Source organism: Bacillus suaedaesalsae, assembly GCF_016890225.1.
Classification (GTDB): domain Bacteria; phylum Bacillota; class Bacilli; order Bacillales; family SA4; genus Bacillus_BS; species Bacillus_BS suaedaesalsae.
In genome coordinates, this window is the sequence record NZ_JAFELM010000016.1 from 82,622 (window position 1) to 105,249 (window position 22,628).

The 22,628-nt window shown below is 39.1% G+C and carries 18 protein-coding genes; 3 read left to right on the forward strand and 15 right to left on the reverse strand.

The genetic code is table 11. From position 1 onward, the window contains the following. Positions 1-16: 16 nt before the first annotated feature. From rpoE to JR050_RS03700, 8 genes are all read right to left on the reverse strand, one after another. Positions 17-592, reverse strand: a complete 576-nt coding sequence (gene rpoE / locus JR050_RS03665) for a DNA-directed RNA polymerase subunit delta (RefSeq protein WP_204202160.1) — start codon at positions 590-592, stop codon at positions 17-19. 279 nt (positions 593-871) lie between these two features. Next, on the reverse strand, positions 872-4,126 hold the full coding sequence (gene icmF, locus JR050_RS03670; RefSeq protein WP_204202161.1) for a fused isobutyryl-CoA mutase/GTPase IcmF: 3,255 nt from the start codon (positions 4,124-4,126) through the stop codon (positions 872-874). 25 nt (positions 4,127-4,151) lie between these two features. After that, positions 4,152-4,772 (reverse strand): TetR/AcrR family transcriptional regulator, encoded by a 621-nt coding sequence (locus tag JR050_RS03675; RefSeq protein WP_204202162.1) that lies wholly within the window; start codon positions 4,770-4,772, stop codon positions 4,152-4,154. Positions 4,773-4,838: 66 nt separating this feature from the next. Next, complete coding sequence (locus JR050_RS03680; protein WP_204202163.1) at positions 4,839-5,978, reverse strand: acyl-CoA dehydrogenase; 1,140 nt, start codon at positions 5,976-5,978, stop codon at positions 4,839-4,841. 50 nt (positions 5,979-6,028) lie between these two features. Continuing rightward, on the reverse strand, positions 6,029-7,159 hold the full coding sequence (locus JR050_RS03685) for an acyl-CoA dehydrogenase (protein ID WP_204202164.1): 1,131 nt from the start codon (positions 7,157-7,159) through the stop codon (positions 6,029-6,031). Positions 7,160-7,278: 119 nt separating this feature from the next. Then, positions 7,279-8,130 carry a 3-hydroxybutyryl-CoA dehydrogenase gene (locus JR050_RS03690; RefSeq protein ID WP_204202165.1) on the reverse strand — a complete coding sequence of 284 codons (852 nt, stop codon included), beginning with the start codon at positions 8,128-8,130 and terminating at the stop codon, positions 7,279-7,281. 112 nt (positions 8,131-8,242) lie between these two features. Continuing rightward, positions 8,243-9,427, reverse strand: a complete 1,185-nt coding sequence (locus JR050_RS03695) for an acetyl-CoA C-acetyltransferase (RefSeq protein ID WP_204202166.1) — start codon at positions 9,425-9,427, stop codon at positions 8,243-8,245. A 219-nt stretch (positions 9,428-9,646) separates the two neighbouring features. Further along, a complete protein-coding gene (locus JR050_RS03700; RefSeq protein ID WP_204202167.1) occupies positions 9,647-11,761 on the reverse strand; it encodes a (Fe-S)-binding protein in 2,115 nt (704 codons plus the stop codon). A gap of 241 nt (positions 11,762-12,002) precedes the next feature. On the opposite strand from JR050_RS03700, the gene cls reads away from it, so the two are divergent. Beyond that, a complete protein-coding gene (gene cls, locus JR050_RS03705; RefSeq protein WP_430392851.1) occupies positions 12,003-13,190 on the forward strand; it encodes a cardiolipin synthase in 1,188 nt (395 codons plus the stop codon). Positions 13,191-13,206: 16 nt separating this feature from the next. Beyond that, positions 13,207-14,163 (forward strand): UV DNA damage repair endonuclease UvsE, encoded by a 957-nt coding sequence (gene uvsE, locus JR050_RS03710; RefSeq protein ID WP_204202169.1) that lies wholly within the window; start codon positions 13,207-13,209, stop codon positions 14,161-14,163. A 38-nt stretch (positions 14,164-14,201) separates the two neighbouring features. On the opposite strand, the gene JR050_RS03715 is transcribed toward uvsE, so the two are convergent. The 6 genes from JR050_RS03715 to JR050_RS03740 form a co-directional block, all read right to left on the reverse strand. Further along, positions 14,202-14,378, reverse strand: a complete 177-nt coding sequence (locus JR050_RS03715; protein WP_204202170.1) for a XapX domain-containing protein — start codon at positions 14,376-14,378, stop codon at positions 14,202-14,204. Between the two features lie 495 nt (positions 14,379-14,873). Beyond that, positions 14,874-16,175 carry an NCS2 family permease gene (locus JR050_RS03720; RefSeq protein ID WP_204202320.1) on the reverse strand — a complete coding sequence of 434 codons (1,302 nt, stop codon included), beginning with the start codon at positions 16,173-16,175 and terminating at the stop codon, positions 14,874-14,876. Positions 16,176-16,430: 255 nt separating this feature from the next. Continuing rightward, positions 16,431-18,098, reverse strand: a complete 1,668-nt coding sequence (argS, locus tag JR050_RS03725; protein ID WP_204202171.1) for an arginine--tRNA ligase — start codon at positions 18,096-18,098, stop codon at positions 16,431-16,433. A gap of 3 nt (positions 18,099-18,101) precedes the next feature. Further along, a complete protein-coding gene (locus JR050_RS03730; RefSeq protein WP_204202172.1) occupies positions 18,102-18,536 on the reverse strand; it encodes a YwiB family protein in 435 nt (144 codons plus the stop codon). A gap of 386 nt (positions 18,537-18,922) precedes the next feature. Beyond that, on the reverse strand, positions 18,923-19,954 hold the full coding sequence (locus JR050_RS03735; RefSeq protein WP_204202173.1) for an ABC transporter permease: 1,032 nt from the start codon (positions 19,952-19,954) through the stop codon (positions 18,923-18,925). Then, entirely contained in the window at positions 19,951-20,820 is an 870-nt protein-coding gene (locus JR050_RS03740) for an ABC transporter permease subunit (protein WP_204202174.1), read from the reverse strand. The genes JR050_RS03735 and JR050_RS03740 overlap by 4 nt, the downstream gene beginning before the upstream one ends. A gap of 156 nt (positions 20,821-20,976) precedes the next feature. Here JR050_RS03740 and JR050_RS03745 point away from each other — a divergent pair, with 156 nt between their 5' ends. Continuing rightward, entirely contained in the window at positions 20,977-21,696 is a 720-nt protein-coding gene (locus JR050_RS03745; protein ID WP_204202321.1) for a DUF421 domain-containing protein, read from the forward strand. Positions 21,697-21,755: 59 nt separating this feature from the next. Here JR050_RS03745 and speB read toward each other — a convergent pair whose 3' ends face one another. Next, positions 21,756-22,628, reverse strand: a complete 873-nt coding sequence (gene speB, locus JR050_RS03750; protein ID WP_204202175.1) for an agmatinase — start codon at positions 22,626-22,628, stop codon at positions 21,756-21,758.

Here is a 22,628-nt window from a genome sequence, read left to right on the forward strand (position 1 = left end):
AAAGTCAAGGACTAGATTACAAATCTTCTTCGTCCTCGTCCTCTAGATCGTCAAACTCATCCTCTTCTTCATCATCTGCATCTGCATCAAGGTCTAAATCATCGTCTAGAAGATCGTCATCAAAGTCATCATCATCATCATCGTCGTCTTCATCGTCGTCTTCATCAAGTAGATCGTCGTCTTCTTCTTCAAGATCATCAATATCGTCATATTCTTCATCATCTAACTCATCATATTCTTCAATATCTAGATCTAAATCATCTTCGTCCTCAACCGCAGCCTTCTTCTTACCTTTTTTCTTCGGCTTTGCAGGCTGAGGTGTCTCTTCCTCGATTTGATCATACGGATACCAACTACGTAATCCCCATCTGTTTTCACCGAGAGTAAGGAAACGACCATCTATGTTTAAGTCTGTATAGAATTGAGCCATTTTACTTCTCAATTCATCTTCGGAGAGTTCAAGAAGTTTTCCAATTTCCTTAACAAGATCCTTAAATACAATTGCTTCTTTCTTTGAAGCCATAATCTCATATGCCAATTCAATCATTGACAGTTGCTTGATTTGCTCCGTTGAGTATTGTTTTAAACTCAAGGCGTGGCACTCCCTTTCCTATGTATAACTCTTGCTTCCATCATAATAGTATAAATGAAAGATTATGATAATAGTAATGCAAGAAGATAAAACTAATAGTAAACATACTTTTCATTATAAACAAATTTATACCAAATATGCTATACATGTGTAACGTTTTTAAGTAAAAAGTGCCTTAAACCATTCGACAGGTGCCAGGCACCACCCGAATTTTGTCGAATTATCTTTATTTCACACCATAAACAAGGAGAGCTTTACTGCTCTCCTTGTTTGTTTCTATTACATATTTCTTCTGTATTGTCCGCCTACTTCGTAGAGGGCACGTGTGATTTGGCCAAGGCTTGCTACTTTTACCGTTTCTAGTAGCTCTTCGAAGATGTTTCCACCCGATACCGCCACTTGTTTTAGGCGTTTTAGTGATTCTTCTGTTTTTTCTGCATGTTCGCCTTGGAATGCACGCAGATTTTGAATTTGTTGTTCTTTTTCTTCTTGTGATGCTCGAGCTAGCTCGATGTTATTTAACTCTTCTTCTGAAGGTGGATTTGGATTTAAATAAGTGTTCACACCAATGATTGGTAATTCACCTGAGTGTTTTTTCATTTCATAGTGCATGGATTCTTCTTGGATCTTACCACGTTGGTATTGCGTTTCCATCGCACCTAACACGCCACCGCGGTCGTTGATTCTTTCGAACTCTTGTAGTACCGCTTCTTCTACTAAATCTGTTAGCTCTTCAATGATAAACGCACCTTGCAATGGATTTTCGTTCTTCGTTAGACCATGCTCTTTTGTAATAATCATTTGAATGGCCATGGCACGACGAACTGATTCTTCAGTTGGCGTTGTAATTGCTTCGTCATACGCATTTGTATGAAGGGAGTTACAGTTATCGTGAATTGCCATTAACGCTTGTAGCGTTGTACGAATGTCGTTAAAGTCAATTTCTTGAGCATGCAGTGAACGTCCGCTTGTTTGAATATGATACTTTAACTTTTGGCTACGCTCATTCGCACCATATTTATTTTTCATGACAATTGCCCAAATTCTTCTCGCTACACGACCAATTACTGTATATTCAGGGTCTAAGCCATTACTAAAGAAGAAAGATAAATTAGGAGCAAAATCATCAATGTTCATGCCGCGGCTTAAGTAGTACTCAACATACGTAAAGCCATTTGCCAATGTAAAGGCTAACTGAGAAATTGGGTTTGCACCCGCTTCAGCAATATGATAACCAGAGATTGAAACTGAATAGTAGTTTCGCACGCGGTGATCCGTAAAGTATTGCTGAATATCTCCCATCATACGAAGCGCGAATTCTGTTGAGAAGATACATGTGTTTTGCCCTTGGTCTTCTTTTAAAATATCTGCTTGAACCGTACCACGAACCGTTTGAAGAGTTTGTGCTTTCACTTCCATATACTCTTCTACTGTTAAAATTCTACCTAGTTCCTGTTCACGCTTTTCAACTTGTTGGTGAATTGCAGTGTTAAAGAACATTGCCAGAATAATTGGTGCCGGGCCGTTTATTGTCATCGACACAGACGTTGAAGGTGCACATAAATCAAAGCCATCATATAGCTTTTTCATATCTTCAAGTGTACAAATGCTTACTCCACTTTCCCCAACCTTACCGTAAATGTCTGGGCGATAGTCTGGATCTTCTCCATAAAGCGTTACAGAGTCAAACGCCGTACTTAAGCGTTTCGCGTTATCGTCCTTTGATAAGTAATGGAAACGACGGTTTGTTCTTTCTGGTGTACCTTCACCAGCAAATTGACGTTTCGGATCTTCTCCTTCACGTTTGAAAGGGAATACTCCAGCCGTAAACGGAAATGCACCTGGGACATTTTCTTTGTAAATCCAGCGTAGGATTTCACCGTAATCTACAAACTTCGGAAGTACAACTTTTGGAATATCTAAGCCAGATAAGCTCTTCGTTGTTAACTCAGTAACAATCTCTTTATCCCGAACCTTCGTTACAAATTGCTTACCAGTATATTTTTCTTTTAACTGTGACCAGCCTTCAAGTAACTTCTTCGATACTGGAGTTAGCTTATACTCAAATGCAGCCTTTGCTTCTTCCAGTACCGCAACTGCCTCACTTTTTTCACTAACTGCCTCAATTGCACCTTCTAATTGGAACAGCTTGCGTGCTGCTTGAACTTGTTCTTCTGTCATCTTATGATAACCGCGTACTGCATCTGAAATTTCTCTTAAGTAGTAACGACGGTTGTTCGGAATGATCACGTTTTGCTTTTCAACAAGATTATCTTTTGAAAAAGTTGTAGTCCAAGCTTTTCCTGCTTTTTGATTAATTAAGTCAACTAGCGCAGCAAAAAGCGAATTCGTTCCTTGGTCGTTAAATTGACTTGCAATCGTACCGTAAACAGGCATTCCTGCTAAATCTTTATCAAACAACAGATGACTGCGTTGGTATTGCTTTTGAACTTGGTTCTTTGCATCTTCAGAGCCTTTACGCTCAAACTTATTGATGACAATTAAGTCTGCATAATCAATCATATCGATCTTTTCAAGCTGTGAAGGCGCCCCGAACTCACTTGTCATCACGTACATCGCAACATCAGAGATTTCTCTAATTTCTGCATCACCTTGACCGATTCCACTTGTTTCAACAATGACTAAGTCAAAGCCAGCAGCTTTAACTACTGCAATTGCATCTTTAATTGCAAGAGAAAGTTCTGTGCGAGAACCACGAGTTGCTAAACTTCTCATAAATACGCGCGGGTTAAAGATTGCATTCATACGGATGCGGTCACCAAGTAGTGCTCCACCTGTTTTTTGCTTCGTCGGGTCAACAGATAGTACGGCAATTTTAATATCCTCAATTTCATTTAAGAAACGACGAACGATTTCATCTGTTAACGAGCTTTTTCCAGCACCACCTGTACCTGTAATTCCTAATACAGGCGTGTCAGTTGCAAGCTCTTTCACTTTTTCTAATACAGATTCTGCTGCAGCCGCTGCTTCATTTGTTGCATTGACTTGCCCTTCAGCAAGAGTAATAAGTCTCGTAATCGCTTGAATATTGCCTTCTTTAAGCCCTTCAAGCTCGTTTGTAATGGATGTAACTGTTGGGAAATCACATTCCTCGATCATGCGGTTAATCATTCCTTGAAGACCATACTGTCTGCCATCTTCAGGCGAGAAGATTCTAGCAATTCCATAGTCATGCAGTTCATGAATTTCACGAGGAATAATAACCCCGCCACCGCCACCATAAATACGGATGTGTGAAGCATTTCTTTCTTTTAGTAAATCGTACATATATTTGAAGTATTCCACGTGTCCACCTTGGTAAGAAGAAATTGCAATTCCTTGAACATCTTCTTGAATGGCAGCAGAAACTACTTCTTCAACTGAACGATTGTGACCAAGGTGAATGACTTCTGCCCCACTTGCTTGGATAATACGACGCATAATGTTAATAGAAGCATCATGCCCATCAAAAAGAGATGACGCTGTCACAAAACGAATATGATTTTTCGGCTTATAAATTTCAGTAACCGTCATACGTAACCCTCCTTTAACTTCTTGTCTATCGATTAATACCTGTTAACAAATTTTCAATTTGAGAATTTGTATACTCTTCTAAGGAATAGAGCTTTTGCAGTGCCCATCGTCTAAAGCCCCACATTTGTCCTTGTACGAAAATATTATGAGCGATTAATTTCCTCTCATTTTCATGGAGGTCGAATTCACCATTTTCAACACAAGCCTTTAAAATTGCTTCAAACATCTCAACCATTTCTAATTCTTTTTTTAATACATATGGTAAGTCTTCTTTAGATAAAGACTTTGCTTCCTGATACATAACTAGCACTTCATCTTGCATTTCATCCATTACTTTAAAATAGTTCTTAATGGCAAGTAGCAGGCTTTTTGTATCGCCTTTCTTTGGATCAATGTCTCGTTTTAATCGTTCACTTACTTCATCATAGATTCGGTCACAAACTAAATAGAGGACGTCTTCTTTTTTTCCAATATATTCATAAAGCGTTCCAATACTAAATCCCGCTGCTTTGGCAATTTCTCGTGTTGTTGTACGGTGAAAGCCTTTTTCTTTAAATAAAGAAACTGCCCCTTTGATCATTTGATTCCTTCTTATTTCAATGAGCTTCTCATCTTTTACAGAAGCAGGCACGTTTTGCTTTTTCATCTTCACACCGCCAATAGTTAGGAAGGAGCCTAACTTTTTATGATGCTAGGCTACCTTTTACTTTTCTTATTTCGCTAGCATTCTTGAGATTACTAGACGTTGAATTTCTTGTGTTCCTTCGTAAATTTGAGTAATTTTCGCATCACGCATGAAGCGCTCTACTGGATAATCCTTCGTGTAGCCGTAACCACCGAATACTTGAACGGCTTCTGTTGTTACTTTCATTGCTGCATCTCCAGCAAATAATTTTGACATTGCCGATTCCTTTCCGTATGGAAGACCTTCTGACTCTAACCATGCTGCTTGGTATGTTAGCAATCTAGCAGCTTCTACACTTGTAGCCATATCCGCTAGTTTAAATCCAATACCTTGGTGTTCGATGATTGCTTTTCCAAACTGTTTGCGCTCTTTTGCATAATCTACAGCTGCATCTAGTGCACCCTGTGCAATTCCAACTGCTTGAGCTGCGATCCCGTTACGGCCACCATCAAGTGTCATCATCGCAATTTTGAAGCCCATACCTTCTTCGCCAAGTACGTTTTCAGCAGGTACACGGCAATCTTCGAACATGATTTCAGTTGTAGGAGATGAACGAATTCCTAGTTTTGCTTCCTTCTTACCTACAGAGAATCCTGGGAAGTTACTTTCTACGATAAATGCCGTTGTTCCTCTTGAACCTTTTTCAGGGTCTGTTACAGCAAATACAACATAAATATCTGCTACTCCACCGTTTGTAATGAAGATTTTCGAACCGTTAATGATCCAGTCATTTCCGTCTTTACGTGCAGTTGTTCTCATTCCACCTGCATCAGAACCTGAGCCTGGCTCTGTTAAGCCATATGCACCGATTGATTTTCCTTCTGCCATTGGACGAAGGTACTTTTGCTTTTGTTCTTCTGTACCAAACTTGTATACCGGCCATCCAGCTAGTGAAGTATGAGCTGAAAGTGTTACCCCTGTTGATCCACAAACGCGGGAAAGTTCTTCGATTGCGATTACGTATGCAAGGTAGTCACTTCCAATTCCACCGTACTCTTCTGGCCATGGAATACCTGTTAAGCCCAGCTCTGCCATTTTGTCAAAAATTTCACGGTCAAAGCGTTCCTCTTCATCACGTTCTGCAGCCGTTGGTGCTACCTCATTTTTTGCAAAGTCACGTACCATTTTACGAATCATTTCATGTTCTTCAGAAAGTTTAAAGTTCATTTTTATATCCTCCTAGTAGGTTTCCTCTTGTAATCTATTAAATGTGAAAATTATAAACGTTTGCTAATAACAAGTCGTTGTATCTCGCTAGTACCTTCATAAATTTCGGTAATTTTAGCATCACGGAAAAATCTTTCTACTGGATATTCCTTTGTAAAGCCGTACCCACCATATACTTGAACAGCCTCTGTAGCTGTTTCAACCGCTGTCTTCGAAGCAAAAAGCTTTGCAATCGATGCTTCTACACCGCATGGCTGGTTATTCATTCTTAGGAAGGCCGCGCGGTAGGTTAATAGCTTTGCAGCTTCTACATTTGTCGCCATGTCTGCTAACTTGAAGCCAATTCCTTGAAGATCAATAATTGACTTGCCGAATTGCTTCCGTTCTTTTGCATAGTCTACTGCATGTTCTAGAGCTGCTTCTGCAATACCTAAGGATTGAGCTGCAATACCAATTCGTCCAACATCTAAGTTTGCCATTGCAACTTTAAAGCCTTGTCCTTCCTCTCCAAGTAGATTACTTGTAGGTACTTTCATATCTTCGAAGGAAAGCTGCACTGTGCGTGAACCGTGAAGACCCATTTTGTGTTCGTCTTTTCCGATGACAAGACCTGGCGTATCTTTTTCAACAATAAATGCTGAAACTCCCTTAGTTCCTTCTTCTGGATTAGTCGATGCAAACACAATATACGTATTTGCTTCTCCCCCGTTTGTAATGAATACTTTCGATCCGTTTAAGATGTAGTGATCTCCCGTTTTCACTGCGCGTGTTTTTAAGCTTCCCGCGTCAGATCCTGCACCTGTCTCTGTAAGGGCAAATGCTCCTAGGTATTCTCCTGTCGCTAACTTTGGAACGTACTTTTGCTTTTGCTCCTCTGTACCAAAATAGAGTATTGGGTTTGTCCCTACAGACGTGTGTACAGAGAGGATCACCCCTATCGTTGCACTAACCTTTGATATTTCATGAATGGCAATAATGTAAGAAATGAAGTCCATTTCAGCTCCGCCATATTGCTCTGGAACTGGAATACCCATTAATCCAAGCTCACCCATTTTTTTTAGAATTTCGTGTGGAAATTCCCCTGCTTCCATTCGTTCAACAAATGGAGCAATTTGTCCTTGAGCAAAATCTCGAACCATCTTCCTCATCATTTCCTGCTCTTCTGTAAATCTCAAATCCATATTATGAACCTCCTTAGATGCCAAATCCCTTATGCGCTCGCCCCTGCACTTTAGCTCTTTAAAGCGATGGGGGACAGGCCCCCACTACGTTAAAGCGCGAAAGCACCGCTCGTTTTTCGTTACGCGTATGTGTAGAATCCGCGTCCTGATTTACGTCCTAACCAGCCTGCTTTTACGTATTTGCGTAGAAGTGGGCATGGACGGTATTTGTCGTCACCAAAGCCTTCGTGTAATGTTTCCATGATGTATAGACATGTATCTAATCCGATAAAGTCAGCTAAAGTTAACGGACCCATTGGGTGGTTCATACCAAGCTTCATTACTTCATCGATTGCTTCTACCGATGCTACACCTTCATACAATGTGTAGATCGCTTCGTTAATCATTGGCATTAGGATACGGTTTGATACGAATCCTGGAAAGTCGTTTACTTCTACTGGTACTTTATCAAGTTTTTTCGTAATTTCTTCGATTGTGCTATATACTTCATCTGCGGTCGCTAAGCCGCGAATAATTTCCACTAGTTTCATAACTGGTACAGGATTCATAAAGTGCATGCCAATTACTTTTTCAGGTCTGTTTGTACTTGCCGCAATTTCTGTAATCGGTAATGATGAAGTATTAGTTGCAAGAATTGCATGAGCTGGCGCAATTTTGTCTAGTTCTGCGAAGATCTTTGACTTAATTTCCATGTTTTCAACTGCTGCTTCAATAACCAGATCTACTTCGCTTGCATTGTTTATATCAGTAGAGCTGCTAATTCTTGCTAAGATTGCTTCCTTCTCATCTGCAGCCATACGTCCCTTTTCTACCTGGCGAGACAAGTTCTTGTTGATGATTCCTAATCCTCTATCAACAAACTCTTGTTTCAGATCTTGTAAGTACACGCTATATCCAGCCATTGCACAAACTTGCGCAATTCCTGAACCCATCTGACCTGCACCAATGACCATAATCTTTTCAACACTCATCGTTTCTCCTCCGAATCTAAAATAATATTAATCTATTTTTCGCGCACGATTCGCTTTAACACTTTACAGTAATGGGGGACAGGCCCCCGATGCTTTAAAGCGCTAAATCACTTTATGCTTTTACTTCAATCATAATTGCGTCGCCTTGGCCGCCACCTGAGCATATGGAGGCGATTCCGATTCCACCGCCTCGTCGTTTGAGTTCGTACGCTAGTGTGATAATGATGCGTGCTCCACTTGCACCGATTGGATGACCCAGTGCTACTGCTCCGCCGTTCACATTCACTTTTTCTGGATTAAGACCCGCAATTTTACCGCTTGCAAGTGCCACGGCCGCGAATGCTTCGTTTACTTCAAAAAGGTCGATCTCTTCAATGGATTTCCCTGTTTTCTTAAGTAGTTCGTTAATCACGATTCCTGGTGTTTTCGGGAAGTCTTTTGCTTCAGTTGCGATTGCTGCATGCCCGATGATCGTAGCTAGTGGATTGCGTCCCTCACTAATTGCTCGGTCTTCACTCATTAACACAAGTGCAGCTGCTCCGTCATTAATTCCTGGTGCATTTCCAGCTGTGATCGTACCGTCTTTTCCGAATACTGGCTTTAAGTTCGCTAACGCTTCTATCGACGTTTCCTTACGTGGAGATTCATCGTTCTCTACTACTACCGGATTTCCCTTACGTCTTGGAACTTCGACAGGAACGATTTCCTCAGCTAATCTTCCACTCTCAATTGCTTTAATCGCTAGTTCATGACTTCTGTATGACCAAGCATCTTGTTCTTCCCTTGTAAGTCCAAGCTCACTTGCCACTCCATTTCCATACGTCCCCATATGAACGCCTTCAAAGGAACATGTGAGTCCATCGTGCACCATTAGGTCAGTCACAGTTGCATCTCCCATACGTAATCCCCATCTTGCCTTTGGTAAAACATAAGGTGCGTTACTCATCGATTCCATTCCACCAGCAACAATGACTTCTTCGTCACCTGCACGAATAATTTGGTCAGCCAGTGTCACACTTCTTAATCCTGAAGCACAAACTTTATTGATTGTTTCCGTCTTCACTTCCCACGGAATACCTGCATGACGAGCAGCCTGTCTAGATGGAATTTGCCCTTGACCACCTTGAAGGACTGTTCCTAAAATAACTTCTTGAACATCTTCTGGAGTAACATTGGCGCGATTCAACGCCTCCTTCACTGCCATTCCACCTAATTCAGATGCTGTAAAAGTACTTAATCCTCCGCCAAATTTACCGAACGGTGTACGAACTCCACTTAAAATCACAGTTCTTCCCATTTCAATCCACCTCACTAATGTAGTAAACGCTTTCAACACCTAACAAAAAATATATCAATTCCTCGGCACCTATTGCTTTGTACATGCCGATTGAACGCTCGCTCGGTTACTTTCACAAAAGGGGGTGTACGACAATTTAATCGTACACCTTCACCTATACTATATTCGTAGTTTACTAGTTTTATCCCGTTCTTATGGTGAAAATAAACTTACTTAGTATTAAGAAGCTAATTCCTTTGTATCACCACAAACAGCCTTTTCTAAAATTTCGACTACGTCTAATGTTTGAACTTTATCTTCTACTTCTTTCGCCTTTGTACCATCACTGATCATTGTTAAGCAGTATGGACATCCACTACTAATGACAGATGGATTCACAGCTAATGCCTGCTCTGTTCTCGCAACGTTAATACGAGTACCTGAATGTTCTTCCATCCACATTAATCCTCCACCAGCTCCACAGCACATACCCGTTTCGCGGTTACGTTCCATTTCAACTAGCTTTACACCGGTAATTGCTTTTAAAATTTCACGTGGTGGATCATACACTTCGTTGTAGCGTCCTAAGTAACAAGAATCATGGAACGTAATCGTTTCATTAACTGCGTACTTAGGCTTTAATCGTCCGTCTCTTACTAACTCAGCCAGTAGCTCTGTATGGTGGTACACTTCAGCTTCTAATCCAAAATCAGGATATTCATTTTTAAAGATATTGTAAGCATGAGGATCGATTGTTACGATCTTCTTGACTTCATTCTTTTCAAATTCTTCAATATTCTTCGTTGCTAGCTCTTGGAATAAAAATTCATTTCCTAAGCGACGAGGAGTATCTCCAGAGTTCTTTTCTTTGTTTCCTAAAATCGCAAACTTCACACCAGCTTCATTTAAAAGCTTTGCAAAAGATAATGCAATCTTTTGGCTACGGTTATCATATGAACCCATTGAACCTACCCAGAATAGGTATTCAAACTCTTCACCTTGCTTGCTTAATTCTTTCACTGTTGGAACGACTACATCCTCGCGAGCTGTTCTCCAGTCTTCACGTTCTTTACGGTTTAATCCCCACGGATTACCTTGACGCTCTATGTTTGTCATTGCACGTTGTGCATCCGCATCCATTTTACCTTCTGTTAATACTAAGTAACGACGAAGGTCAATAATTTTATCAACGTGTTCATTCATAACCGGACATTGGTCTTCACAGTTACGGCACGTTGTACACGCCCAAATTTCTTCTTCAGTAATTACTTCACCGATTAAGCTTGGGCTGTACATATCAAGAGCACCTGCAGATTCTTCTACACCTTTACCAGAAGCCATCATTGCAATCTGATTACCTTGTGTGTTAGAAAAAGCTACAGCTGGTACCCATGGAGTACGTGATGTTACTGCCGCACCTGTATTCGTTAAGTGATCACGAAGCTTTAAAATTAAGTCCATTGGAGAAAGCATTTTCCCTGTACCTGTTGCTGGACACATATTTGTACAGCGTCCACACTCAACGCAAGCATATAAATCGATTAATTGTGATTGAGTAAAATCTTCAATTTTCCCAACACCGAATGATTCTTGTGTTTCGTCTTCAAAATCAATTTTTTCTAGTTTTCCTGGTCTTGATAATCTGTTGAAAAATACGTTCGCAGGTCCTGCAATTAAGTGAGCATGCTTGGATTGCGGCACATAAACTAAGAAAGTTAAAAGGAACAATAAGTGAATCCACCAAGCTACGTAAAACAGAACTATCGATGCAGTCTCACCAATTCCACTTAATAAAAAGGCAAAGCTAGATGCAATAGGTTCTGACCATGTTAATTCATGACCATGCCAGACGATTCCCATCCCGTTTCCGAATAAAACAGATAGCATTAATCCACCAATGAATAGTAAAACTAACCCTGATTTGAAACCTCTTTTTAAGCGGACTAGTTTCTCAACATAACGTCTATAAAAAGCCCAAACTACCGCAATTAAAATCATTAATGAGATGATTTCTTGGAAGAATGTAAAACCTGGATATAATGGTCCTAACGGCAAGTGCGATCCGGGAACTAGACCTTTCCAAATAAAATCAATCGCTCCGAATTGGACAAGAATAAAACCATAAAAGAACATAACATGTATAATTCCACTTTTTTTATCTTTTAATAGTTTTTTCTGACCAAAAACGTTAACCCAAATCTTCTCCATACGTTCTTTTAGTTTTCCATCAAATTCAACCTTTTTTCCTAGCTTAATGTAAGCAAGACGAGTTTGAATTAAGTACACAAACAAATGGACAGCGTAAGCGGTTACAAGTAAAAATGCAATGAAGTTAATCCATAATAGCGGATTCATCGTTTAACCCCTTCCTTTAAAAAATGAAAGTTTTATTACTTCGTCAAGTTAGGAAACCCTTACATAACAAATAATTTAAACAGTAATAAATTTTCAGATTTTTATTTCTATACTTCCATTATAATATGAATGAGCATTCAGTCAACACATTTTATTAATGAATCTTTTCCCATCCATTAGGGGAAGATAAAGTTTAGCGTTCAAGGTATGTGTGATGATGTTAGGAGGCTCATGAATGGCCATCTTCTTCCTTGTACTATTGATTATATTTATATGGATGATAGTTGATTACAAACTTGGCCGATTTTTTCATATTAGACGTATGAAAAAGCGAAGCTATCCTACTCGTAAAAGTGATATTGCATTATTTATTACAGGGCAAAAGCTGTATGATGATTTATTTTATGAAATCAAAAATGCGAAAAAGCACATTCATATTTTATTTTACATTGTGAAAGATGATAATATCAGTAATACCTTTCTAGAGCTATTAATGGATAAGGCGAAACAAGATGTTGAAGTAAGACTACTGTTAGATCGCATCGGTAGTGTGAATTTAACTAAACTCATGATTCAAAAGCTTAAAGATAGTGGTGTTCAATTTTCTTTTTGTCATGTTCCAAAACTTCCGTTTATTGTTTACTCGATTAATGAAAGAAATCACCGAAAAATTGCAGTGATAGATGGAAAAACCGGCTATGTTGGCGGATTTAATATTGGAAAGGAATACCTTGGACAAGACCCCAAGCTCGGGGATTGGAGAGATTACCATCTTCGCATTGTTGGGGAAGGAGTTCAGGATCTGCAGACGCAGTTCTTACAGGACTGGAAAAAAGCAACGAAGGAAAATGCATTGGATAATGATGCTTATTTTCCGCAGCAATTACCTGGAAAACATGAACATAGCATTGTTCCTACACACGGTGTTTTTCTTCAGGACGTATTTATTGATTTAATACGTGGAGCAAAATCTGAGATTATTATCGGTACTCCATACTTTATTCCAAGTCGTAAGCTATTTAATGAGATTTTACAGGCTGCTAAAAGGGGCGTAAATGTTCATGTTATTGTTCCTATGAGAGCTGACCATCCCTTCGTAAAAGAAGCCGCCATACCGTACTTCAAACCACTCTTGCAGGCAGGTTGCAACGTTTATCGTTATTATTATGGGTTCTTTCATGCAAAAGTCATTGTAGTGGATGGAGAGATATGTGATATCGGAACCGCCAACTTTGATAAGCGCAGTTTATTTTTGAATCATGAAATTAATTGCATTATTACTGATAGACCATTCATTGATGAAGTACGAGAAAGCTTATTGAGGGATATTGACTTTTCTGAAAAGGTAACGATGGATTTTCTGCAAAATCGCTCAATACTGCAAAGGCTAAAAGAAGTTTTTTCAAAACTTATATCAAAACTATTATAGATATATGGAGAAAGTTATGAGAATACGATTTGGGTATGTTTCCACAGCATTATCACTGTGGGAAAGCTCCCCCTCTAAAACAATCACCTTTACAAATTGGAAAAAGCTCATGAAAGAGGAAAGAATTCCTCGATTAGTGGAACTCGCTAAACTGAACCTTCACAACACAAAACGGGCGCTCATGTACAATGTTGCACATGAAATCGATTTATACCGCCTTTCCTCGTCTATTGTTCCGCTTGCGACACATCCAGAAGTAAACTGGGACTATATGAGCGACTTAAAAGAGGAACTTAAGGATATTGGTGAGTTTGTAAAAACACATAAACTGAGACTTAGCTTTCACCCAAACCAGTATACTCTTTTTACAAGTGATAAAAAGCAAGTCACGTTAAATGCAGTTAAAGATATGGAGTATCACTATAACGTACTTAAAGGGATGACCATTGAAGATGCCTCCCTCATTAACATTCATGTTGGCGGAGCATATGGCGATAAAGAGGAAGCCCTTAAACGATTTAACAAGAACATTCAGCTTTTGCCTACTGATGTGAAAGGTCGGATGACATTAGAAAACGACGACAAAACCTACACAATGGCAGAAACACTTGCCGTTTGTAGAGAGCATTCCATACCGTTAATGTTTGATTACCATCACCATATGGCTAACCTTAGTGAGGAAAGTTTAGAAGAGCTATTACCTTCCGTTTTTGAAACATGGGATCACTTCGGATTGATTCCAAAGGTACATATCTCTTCACCAAAAACCGAAAAACAATTTAGACATCACGCTGACTTTGTAGATTTAGAATTCATTCTACCTTTTTTAAAAGTTGCTAAATCAATCGGAAGAGACTTTGATATTATGATTGAAGCGAAGGAAAAGGATCGAGCTGCCCTAAAGCTAGTCGAAGATATTTCTAGCATAAGAGGTATAAAGAGAGTTCGTGGCGGCGCAATCGAGTGGAAATGAAAATCCCTCCTCTTTAATGAGAAGGGATTTTTGGTTTATTATTTTACCCAAGGTAATAGTGGTGATACCCACATGAATAATTTAAAACCAAGATAAACACCTACAATACCGGTTACTCCCGCTAACGCTGGTGGTGCAGGAATCGGTAAGCGTAATAAAGCAAATAAAAAACCTACAATAACACCTGTGATAAGTGCTAAGAAGACTTCTCTCATTCTTCAAACATCCTTCCATTTTTCACATTCTAAGTTTTACTATTATAAGTATGACCTAATTTTGTGGTCATAACTCTCAAAAAAAGAAAGCGCACCAGTCATATGCTTCGACTGGGCGCCACATATTTCCGGAACCAAAAATTAATAAGAGGTTGGGACAAAACTAAAACACGATACTCTAAAGACGAACAATTTCAAATTAGATAGCCTTTTAATACAGCTGTTAATTTCCGTGCAAGACTTCGCTTTCCGTGGGCGGTTGGTGAGCCTCCTCAGTCGTTCCTCCCTGCGGGGTCTCACCTAACTCGCTTCTCCCGCAGGAGTCTTCGTCTTGCACTCCAATTAACAGCAAGAACATACCTTAAAACAAAACGTAGTCTCTAACAATACAAATAAAAAAATCCGAACTCATTCAAATCCTATTAAACGAATTTGAGATGATTGTTCGGATTTTTCTTCGCCAAAAATACTTTTGGCCAAGCCTTTTAGCTTTCATTAACTCATCACATGCAAGATAAAGTTAATCAAAAATAGTGTCGCGATTACGAGTAATATTAATGAAACCTCTTTACCTCTACCTGTAGCAAACTTAAGAATTGGATATAAGATGAATCCAATTGCAATACCATCAGCGATGCTGTAAGTAAAAGGAATCATAGCAATAATAAGAATAGCCGGGAAACTCTCTGTTAAATCTTCTAAATCTAGATTGCGAATATTTTGGAGCATTAATCCACCAATGATAATCAAGATCGGTGCAATTGCACTATTTGGAATTAATTTAATAACAGGGATGACAAATACGGACAGTAAAAACAAAAGTCCTGTTGTTACTGAGGTTAGTCCTGTTCTGCCTCCCGCAGCCATACTGGCAGCACTCTCGACACTTGATACAGTCGGGCTTGTTCCGAACAACCCTGATAGCATGGCTGATATAGAATTCATTTGAAACGCACGAGCAAATTTTTCATTTCGCTCAATGAACGCTACATGACCATGAACAAGTCCTATATTCTCAAAAACAATAACCATCGTTAGTGAGAAAACAGCGATCCAAAAGGTGGACGATAAAATCTTGGCAAAGGACATTGCGCTGAATACTTCCATATAGTCAGCTAGAGAGAATTCTTCTCCAGCAGGCTGCGCGAAGTCAATGATACCAAATAAGGATCCAATAATTGTCCCCAAAACGATTGTAATTAAGAAGTTTCCTGGTATATTGCGTATAAACAATATTAGCGCAATTAGAAAAGTCACAATTGTTGAAAGAACTAAAGGCTCTCCTAACTCACCCAGTTGGATAATTGAATTTGTTCCTTTCTCTACAATTCCACCCTTCTCAAGACCAATCAATATCAAAAACATTCCAAGTCCAACCGAAATCGCCTCTTTTAAGGAGTGCGGAATTGAATCGCTTAGCGTTTTTGAAAAGCGAGAAAATGCAACCAGCATAAAAATGAGACCGGAAACAAATACGACAGCTAATGCTTCCTGCCATGATAATCCCATTGATTGGACCATTGTGTAGGAAAACAACGCATTAATGCCCATCCCTGGTACAAGGAGTATGGGTACATTCGCAAAAAAGCCCATAAGCAAACAACCGACAACTGATGTAAAAATAGTTGCTAATATTGCCCCTTCCATTGGTATCCCAGCTTCAGATAAAATGAGAGAATTGACAGCAATGATGTATACGATTGTAAAAAAGCCAATTGTTCCTGCCATTACCTCTCGTTTAGCTGTTGTCTTATTTTGCTCAAGCTGAAATTGCCTGTATAACCATTTGTTTTTCATGATGCTACTACCTTTATTCAATTAGCCCTCTCCCTACCCGCTCTCTATAAAGAAAGCCACAAAATAACATTTTAACAGAAACTCTTCTTATTGAAAATAGATTAGAATACTTGGCCAAGAGCAGATCATTCGAAGCTGGAGATTACCTATGGTTTACCTCATCCTTTCTTACGCGCAAAAAAGGGAAGTCTTACAATGCCTTTACTTAGCATTATGAGAACTTCCCAATTTTTATAAATTGTTTAAATAGACACACTACATTTTTTCTGGAGCAGAAACTCCAATTAATGATAATGCATTTTTTAATGTTATTTGAACAGCCTTCATTAATGCATAACGAACTTTACTTAATTCAAGCTTTTCAGCATCTAACACCTTCTCCGCATTGTAGAAGCTATGAAGTGCTGTAGCTAATTCAAATACATAGTTTGTAATTCTGTGAGGCATGCGTTTCTCTGCTGCTTCTGTAACAGCTGCCGGGAATTCCCCTAACTTCTTAAGTAGTTCATATTCTTTTTCTGATGTAACAAGATCCAGATTCAGATCTGAGCCTTGTAGGTTCATCTCTTCACCTTGTCGTAAAATACTGCATATACGTGCATGCGCATATTGAGCATAGAAGACTGGGTTTTCGTTTGATTTCGAAACAGCTAAGTCCATGTCAAAATCCATATGAGAATCAGCACTTCTCATGGCGAAGAAGTATCTCATCGCGTCTACTCCAACTTCATCCATTAATTCACGGAGTGTAACAGCCTTTCCTGTACGCTTTGACATTTTTACTTTTTCACCGTTTTGGTATAGTTGAACCATTTGAATGATTTCAACTTCAAGTACATCTGCACCGTACCCTAGTGATTGAATCGCCGCTTTCATACGAGGGATATAACCGTGGTGGTCCGCTCCCCAAACGTTGATTAACTTATCGTGCCCTCGTTCAATCTTATCCTTATGGTACGCAATATCTGGCGTTAAGTATGTGTAAGAGCCGTCATTTTTAATTAATACACGGTTCTTGTCATCACCGTAGTCCATAGAACGCAACCACGTTGCACCCTCTTCTTCAAAAATCATTCCCTGCTCTTTTAGCTTCGCAAGTGCTTGATCTATTTTTCCGTTCTCATATAAAGATGTCTCAGAGAACCAAACATCAAATGGAACACGGAAGCTGTCTAAGTCCTTCTGAAGCTTTTTAAGTTCATATTTCAAACCGTACGAACGGAAAAATTCATATCGCTCTTCATCTGACTTCGATTCATACTGGTCACCGTACTCACTTGCAAGTTGTTTTCCGATTTCAATAATATCTGCTCCATGGTAGCCATCTTCCGGCATAGGCTTGTCCTGACCAAGCGCCTGGAAATAACGAGCTTCTACAGAAAGAGCTAAGTTGTGAATTTGATTACCTGCATCATTTATGTAATATTCTCGTGTTACGGAATAGCCTGCTTTTGCAAGAATATTACTTAATGAATCCCCTACTGCGGCACCACGAGCATGTCCTAAGTGAAGGTCACCTGTTGGATTTGCCGATACAAACTCAACATTGACTTTTACATTATTGCCTGCCTTTGTTTCACCGTAACTGTCTCCTGCATCAACGATCGTTGGAATTAAATCTGCTAAGTAACGGTTGTTCATGTAAAAGTTAATAAAGCCGGGTCCAGCAATTTCTATCTTTTCAATTGAAGCTTTTGATTTGTCAAAGTTGTTCACAAGCTCTTCTGCAATCACACGTGGTGCTTTTTTCGCTACACGTGCCAGCTGCATAGCCATATTTGTCGCATAGTCACCGTGAGCCTTTTCTTTTGGTAATTCTAAAACAACTTCAGGTATTTCTTCAGCATTAGCAAGACCTGCTTTTATAACTGCTTCTTTAATCTCTGCTTTTAACCGATCCTTTACTTGATCGACAACGTTCATTGTCTATTCCTCCTTAAATGCTATATGTAACAAGTATGTTCCGACTTCCTCGCCTCTCATACTAAGTCTATAGGTTAATCGAAAGAACCCCGTGCGATTTTGTTCGTCCCATTCATGAGAGATGTCATCCGTAGTTGCCGTTACTTCTAATTTAATATGAGGTGTTTCATGAATTCCTTTTGTCTTGTTATGTAGTCGAAACGGAATTCTCATATTTACCGAGCCACTTCTACGAATCCATGCTTCATCTCCGCCGAAGCGAACTGTCGTTTTCACGGGACCCTGCTCCTCTATTTTCTCCTCAAACAACAAAAAACTTTTATGATCCTTTATGTAGTATAGACCATTTGTCTCAAAAGAAAAATGCGCCTTCTCGTCCTGGTCTTGAATATCACTAGAAAAGGTAATGTGCACAGGAATACCATTCATCTGTTGCATACGTTCACGTCCTTATCCGTTATCCCGGTATAAACCGTCCGTAATTCCCCACTTAAAACCCTTTTGTGGAGATGATGATTAGCTAACACCCCGATTGTTTCGCACGCAGGATGGTGGTCACTTAGGTGTTGCCATAGGCCTACTCACGCAGGATGTGCTAACTTCTGTGTTGCTGACAGGACGTCAACGCTCTTAACAGAAGTTCCACTGTTAACCTAAGTTCCTCTTTCCATCTATGGAATACCATCACTCATGGAAATTTCACTTTATAACTTAATAAGTATATAGATTTCTATGAAGAAGTTCAATATCAAGAGTTTTTATTCGACAAAATCCGGGTGGTGCCTGGCACCAAAAAACCCAGCATATGCTGGGTTTGGCAAATACTATACTGCTTTAGACTGCGATGTAGTTTTGTGTTTGAGTTCAAAGCTTTGGTTGTTAATTTGGATTTTCTCTTGAATGGCTTCTTCTGATTTACGTTTTTTTCTTCTTTTACTTTCACCCATGCTAATTTTGGTGAAACCTTCTGTCATAAGGTTGACTGCATAGATAGAGATGGCGAAGAACAGAATTGGCGTGAACGGAATCCAAATGGATGTCTTCATAAATCTCTGTGCATCACCAATTAGCCCTGACCATTCCATTGAGAGCGTTGTTGGTGGATCTCCCATCATCGGGTCGAACGATACGACCGTTCCTCCAAAGAACAGTTTCATTAATCCTAAATGTGATAAAAGAAGAAGGACTTGAACTACTTGTTGTCCAAACATAATCACAAACTTTTCCTTTAAAAGTGGTAATATATGCTTACGTATCATAAAAAACTTACTTGCACCAAGTGTTTGTGAGCTTATGACGAAGTCCTTTTTCATAACTTCAGCACTTTCGTTGCTTATTAATACTGCTAATATTGGTACCGCTAACACCGTGAGCACCACTACTTCGATTGAAATTCTCTCAAAAAAACTATAGTGAAACCCTTCTGGCCCCATCCATAGCACCGGATATAGAATGTAATAAGCGATCAAAGTTAACGGTATATAGTGAAAGGAATCAATAAACCCATTCAAATATTTTCTAAACTTTGTTAAATAGGAGCTAAAGAAGATCCCAATTGGTATCGCCACAATTACACGCAATAGAGCAATACTTAACGCAGCTAAAATCGTAAATTTTGCACCAATAATCATTTTGTGAAGCATATGGAAGCCGAACATATCTGTCCCAAACCAAGCGTCCTTGCTCGGTGGAAGTGGAGCAGAATCTACGACACTCCCATTCTCATCATAAATATACCGATCCTGCGGCACTACGTCATCATAAACAGCCGTATAAACAAAGCTTGAAATCAAAAGTCCTGCGATAATCACAAAACCTATCAGAAACATTGGTTGAGTAAACAATTTTTTTATCATATAGATTCTCCCCCGTTTGCCACGTTCTTTAGAACAGCCTCTGTAATGTTGTATAGAAGGAAAATCGGAATAAAGAATAATAATACTCCAATTGTAAATAAAACCGGTGTCATGTACTGACTTAAAAATCTCGTTATTCCAAAAATATTAAATAAATATTCAATGATAAATAGATTGGAAAGCATAAACCAAATGACTTTCTTCGACTGGAAAAACAGGCTGATTGATGCGTTCCGTAAGACATGTATAAAAAGAATTGTAGATTTTGTAACTCCCTTCATTCTTGCCAAGTCCACATAATCCTTTTTCAATTCTTGCTCAAACAACAAGAAACTTAAACGGTAAAGTTGAATCGTTGGAAAAATAGCTAAACACAGCATTGGCAGTAAATACACTCGTTCTTCTGAAAGTGTGACAAAGTTAATTAATAGGATGTCAGTCTTTTGGTAGAAGAAAATAATAAAAAACTGCATAAGGAACACAATAAAAATGTCTGGTAAGGACTCGAATATATAGACAAATAGCTTCGTTTTCCCACGGTGCCTCTCTGGAAATAACATAGTAATGATGGTTAATGCAGTGGAAATAACATAAGCGATGAAAAGGGCACCAATTAAAAGAGTTAACGAATATAACACTGGACTAAACAGAGATGGAAATAAATTACGCGGTCTTCCATTCCAATCATACGTTAACGTATCATATTCCATTAAACCTTTTACAATCTCTTTTAATGCAGTGACGTACTGGGAAAAGTTAAGCAGGCTTTCACCTGATGCCGAAAATAAAGCCGGAATTGCACCTACTAAAATAATACCCATACACGCCACAATAAACTGTAGACTCACTTCTAGTATGCGTGGCATTTTTGATCCCCCTACTGTTTTTTCTCTCTTTTTTGATTTTTCTCTCAATTAATTTCAACATAAATTAAATAATATCACAAAAAACAGAAGAGAATAGTAAAAACGGATTAACTAATTTACATTTTTTTCTAATTATTTTTGGGGGAATAGTTATTGATGGAACTTTTAAAAGAACTTGCAATTGTATTAGGTCGAATTGTAACGATATTACCTTTACTTTTATTTATGACACTTTATATGGGAAGAAGATCCATCGGACAACTACCGATTTTTGACTTTCTGGCGATTATCACCTTAGGGGCTGTGGTTGGGGCTGATATTGCGGATCCGAAGATTGAACACATTCATACGGCTTTTGCTATCGTCATGATTGCGGTTTTCCAAAAAATTGTTGCACGGTTAAAAATACATAACAGGTGGTTTGGAAGATTGGTTACGTTTGAACCAACAGTCGTTATTCAAGATGGCGTTATGATTGTTAAAAACATTAACAGAATACAGTATTCAGTGGATAATATTCTCCTGATGCTTCGTGAAAAGGATATCTTTGATATCAGTGAGGTTCACTTAGCTATAATTGAAGGAAGTGGAAATATTACCGTTTTGCGAAAAGGAGAAAGTACACCTGTTACAAGAAAGGACCTGTCCTTGTCTAACGATAACATTTCTATAGGCTATCCCTTGATCGTTGAAGGAACGGTATATGAAGCGATTTTAAAAGAATTTTCTTTAGATAAGGCATGGTTGGAGGATGAGCTTCAGTCAAAAGGGATTACTCAAATCAACCAAGTATTTTTTGCATCCATTAATGTAAATAAACAACTTCAAGTCACTTTGCATCAACAGGATATCAAGACACCTCCTATTTTTCATTGATAAGAACAGGATTGCATAAAAAAAGAACCATAGACTTTTTCATCTATGGTTCATTTCTTTTATTTCACCCAGCCTAAAATCATTTCACGAATGAGTTTACTAGCTGTGTTAGCAGTTTGTTCAGAGTGATCGTAAATCGGCGCTACTTCTACTAAGTCTCCACCTACAACATTCACTTCAGAACGAGCAATTGCGTGGATGGATGCTAGTAATTCTCTAGAAGTAATTCCTCCTGCATCCACAGTTCCTGTTCCAGGAGCATGTGCAGGATCTAATACATCAATATCAATCGTTACATATACAGGACGTCCAGCAAGCTTAGGCAAGATTTCCTTTAGTGGCTCAAGCACTTCAAATTTCGAGATGTGCATTCCAACATTTTTTGCCCATTCGAATTCTTCCTTCATTCCAGAACGAATTCCGAATGAGAAGACATTTTCAGGACCCATTAATTCTGCTGCTTTACGAATTGGAGTGGAGTGAGATAAAGGCTCGCCTTCGTAATGCTCTCGTAAGTCTGTATGTGCATCCATATGGATAATAGCCAAATCAGGGTAGTTTTTGTACATTGCCTTAATTACCGGCCATGATACAAGATGCTCCCCACCCATTCCAAGTGGAAATTTCCCTTCCGCTAGAAGAGAGTCCACATATTCTTCAATCATTTCAATACTTTTTTGTGGGTTACCAAACGGCAGGGGGATATCTCCTGCATCGAAGTATTTTACATCTTCTAATTCTCGGTCTAGATACGCACTGTACTCTTCTAATCCGATTGACACTTCACGAATACGAGAAGGACCGAAACGTGAGCCAGGACGGTACGAAACTGTCCAGTCCATTGGCATACCGTATAAAACTGCCTTGCTTTCTTCAAAGCTAGGGTGACTTTTTATAAACACATTTCCTGAATAGGCTTCATCAAAACGCAT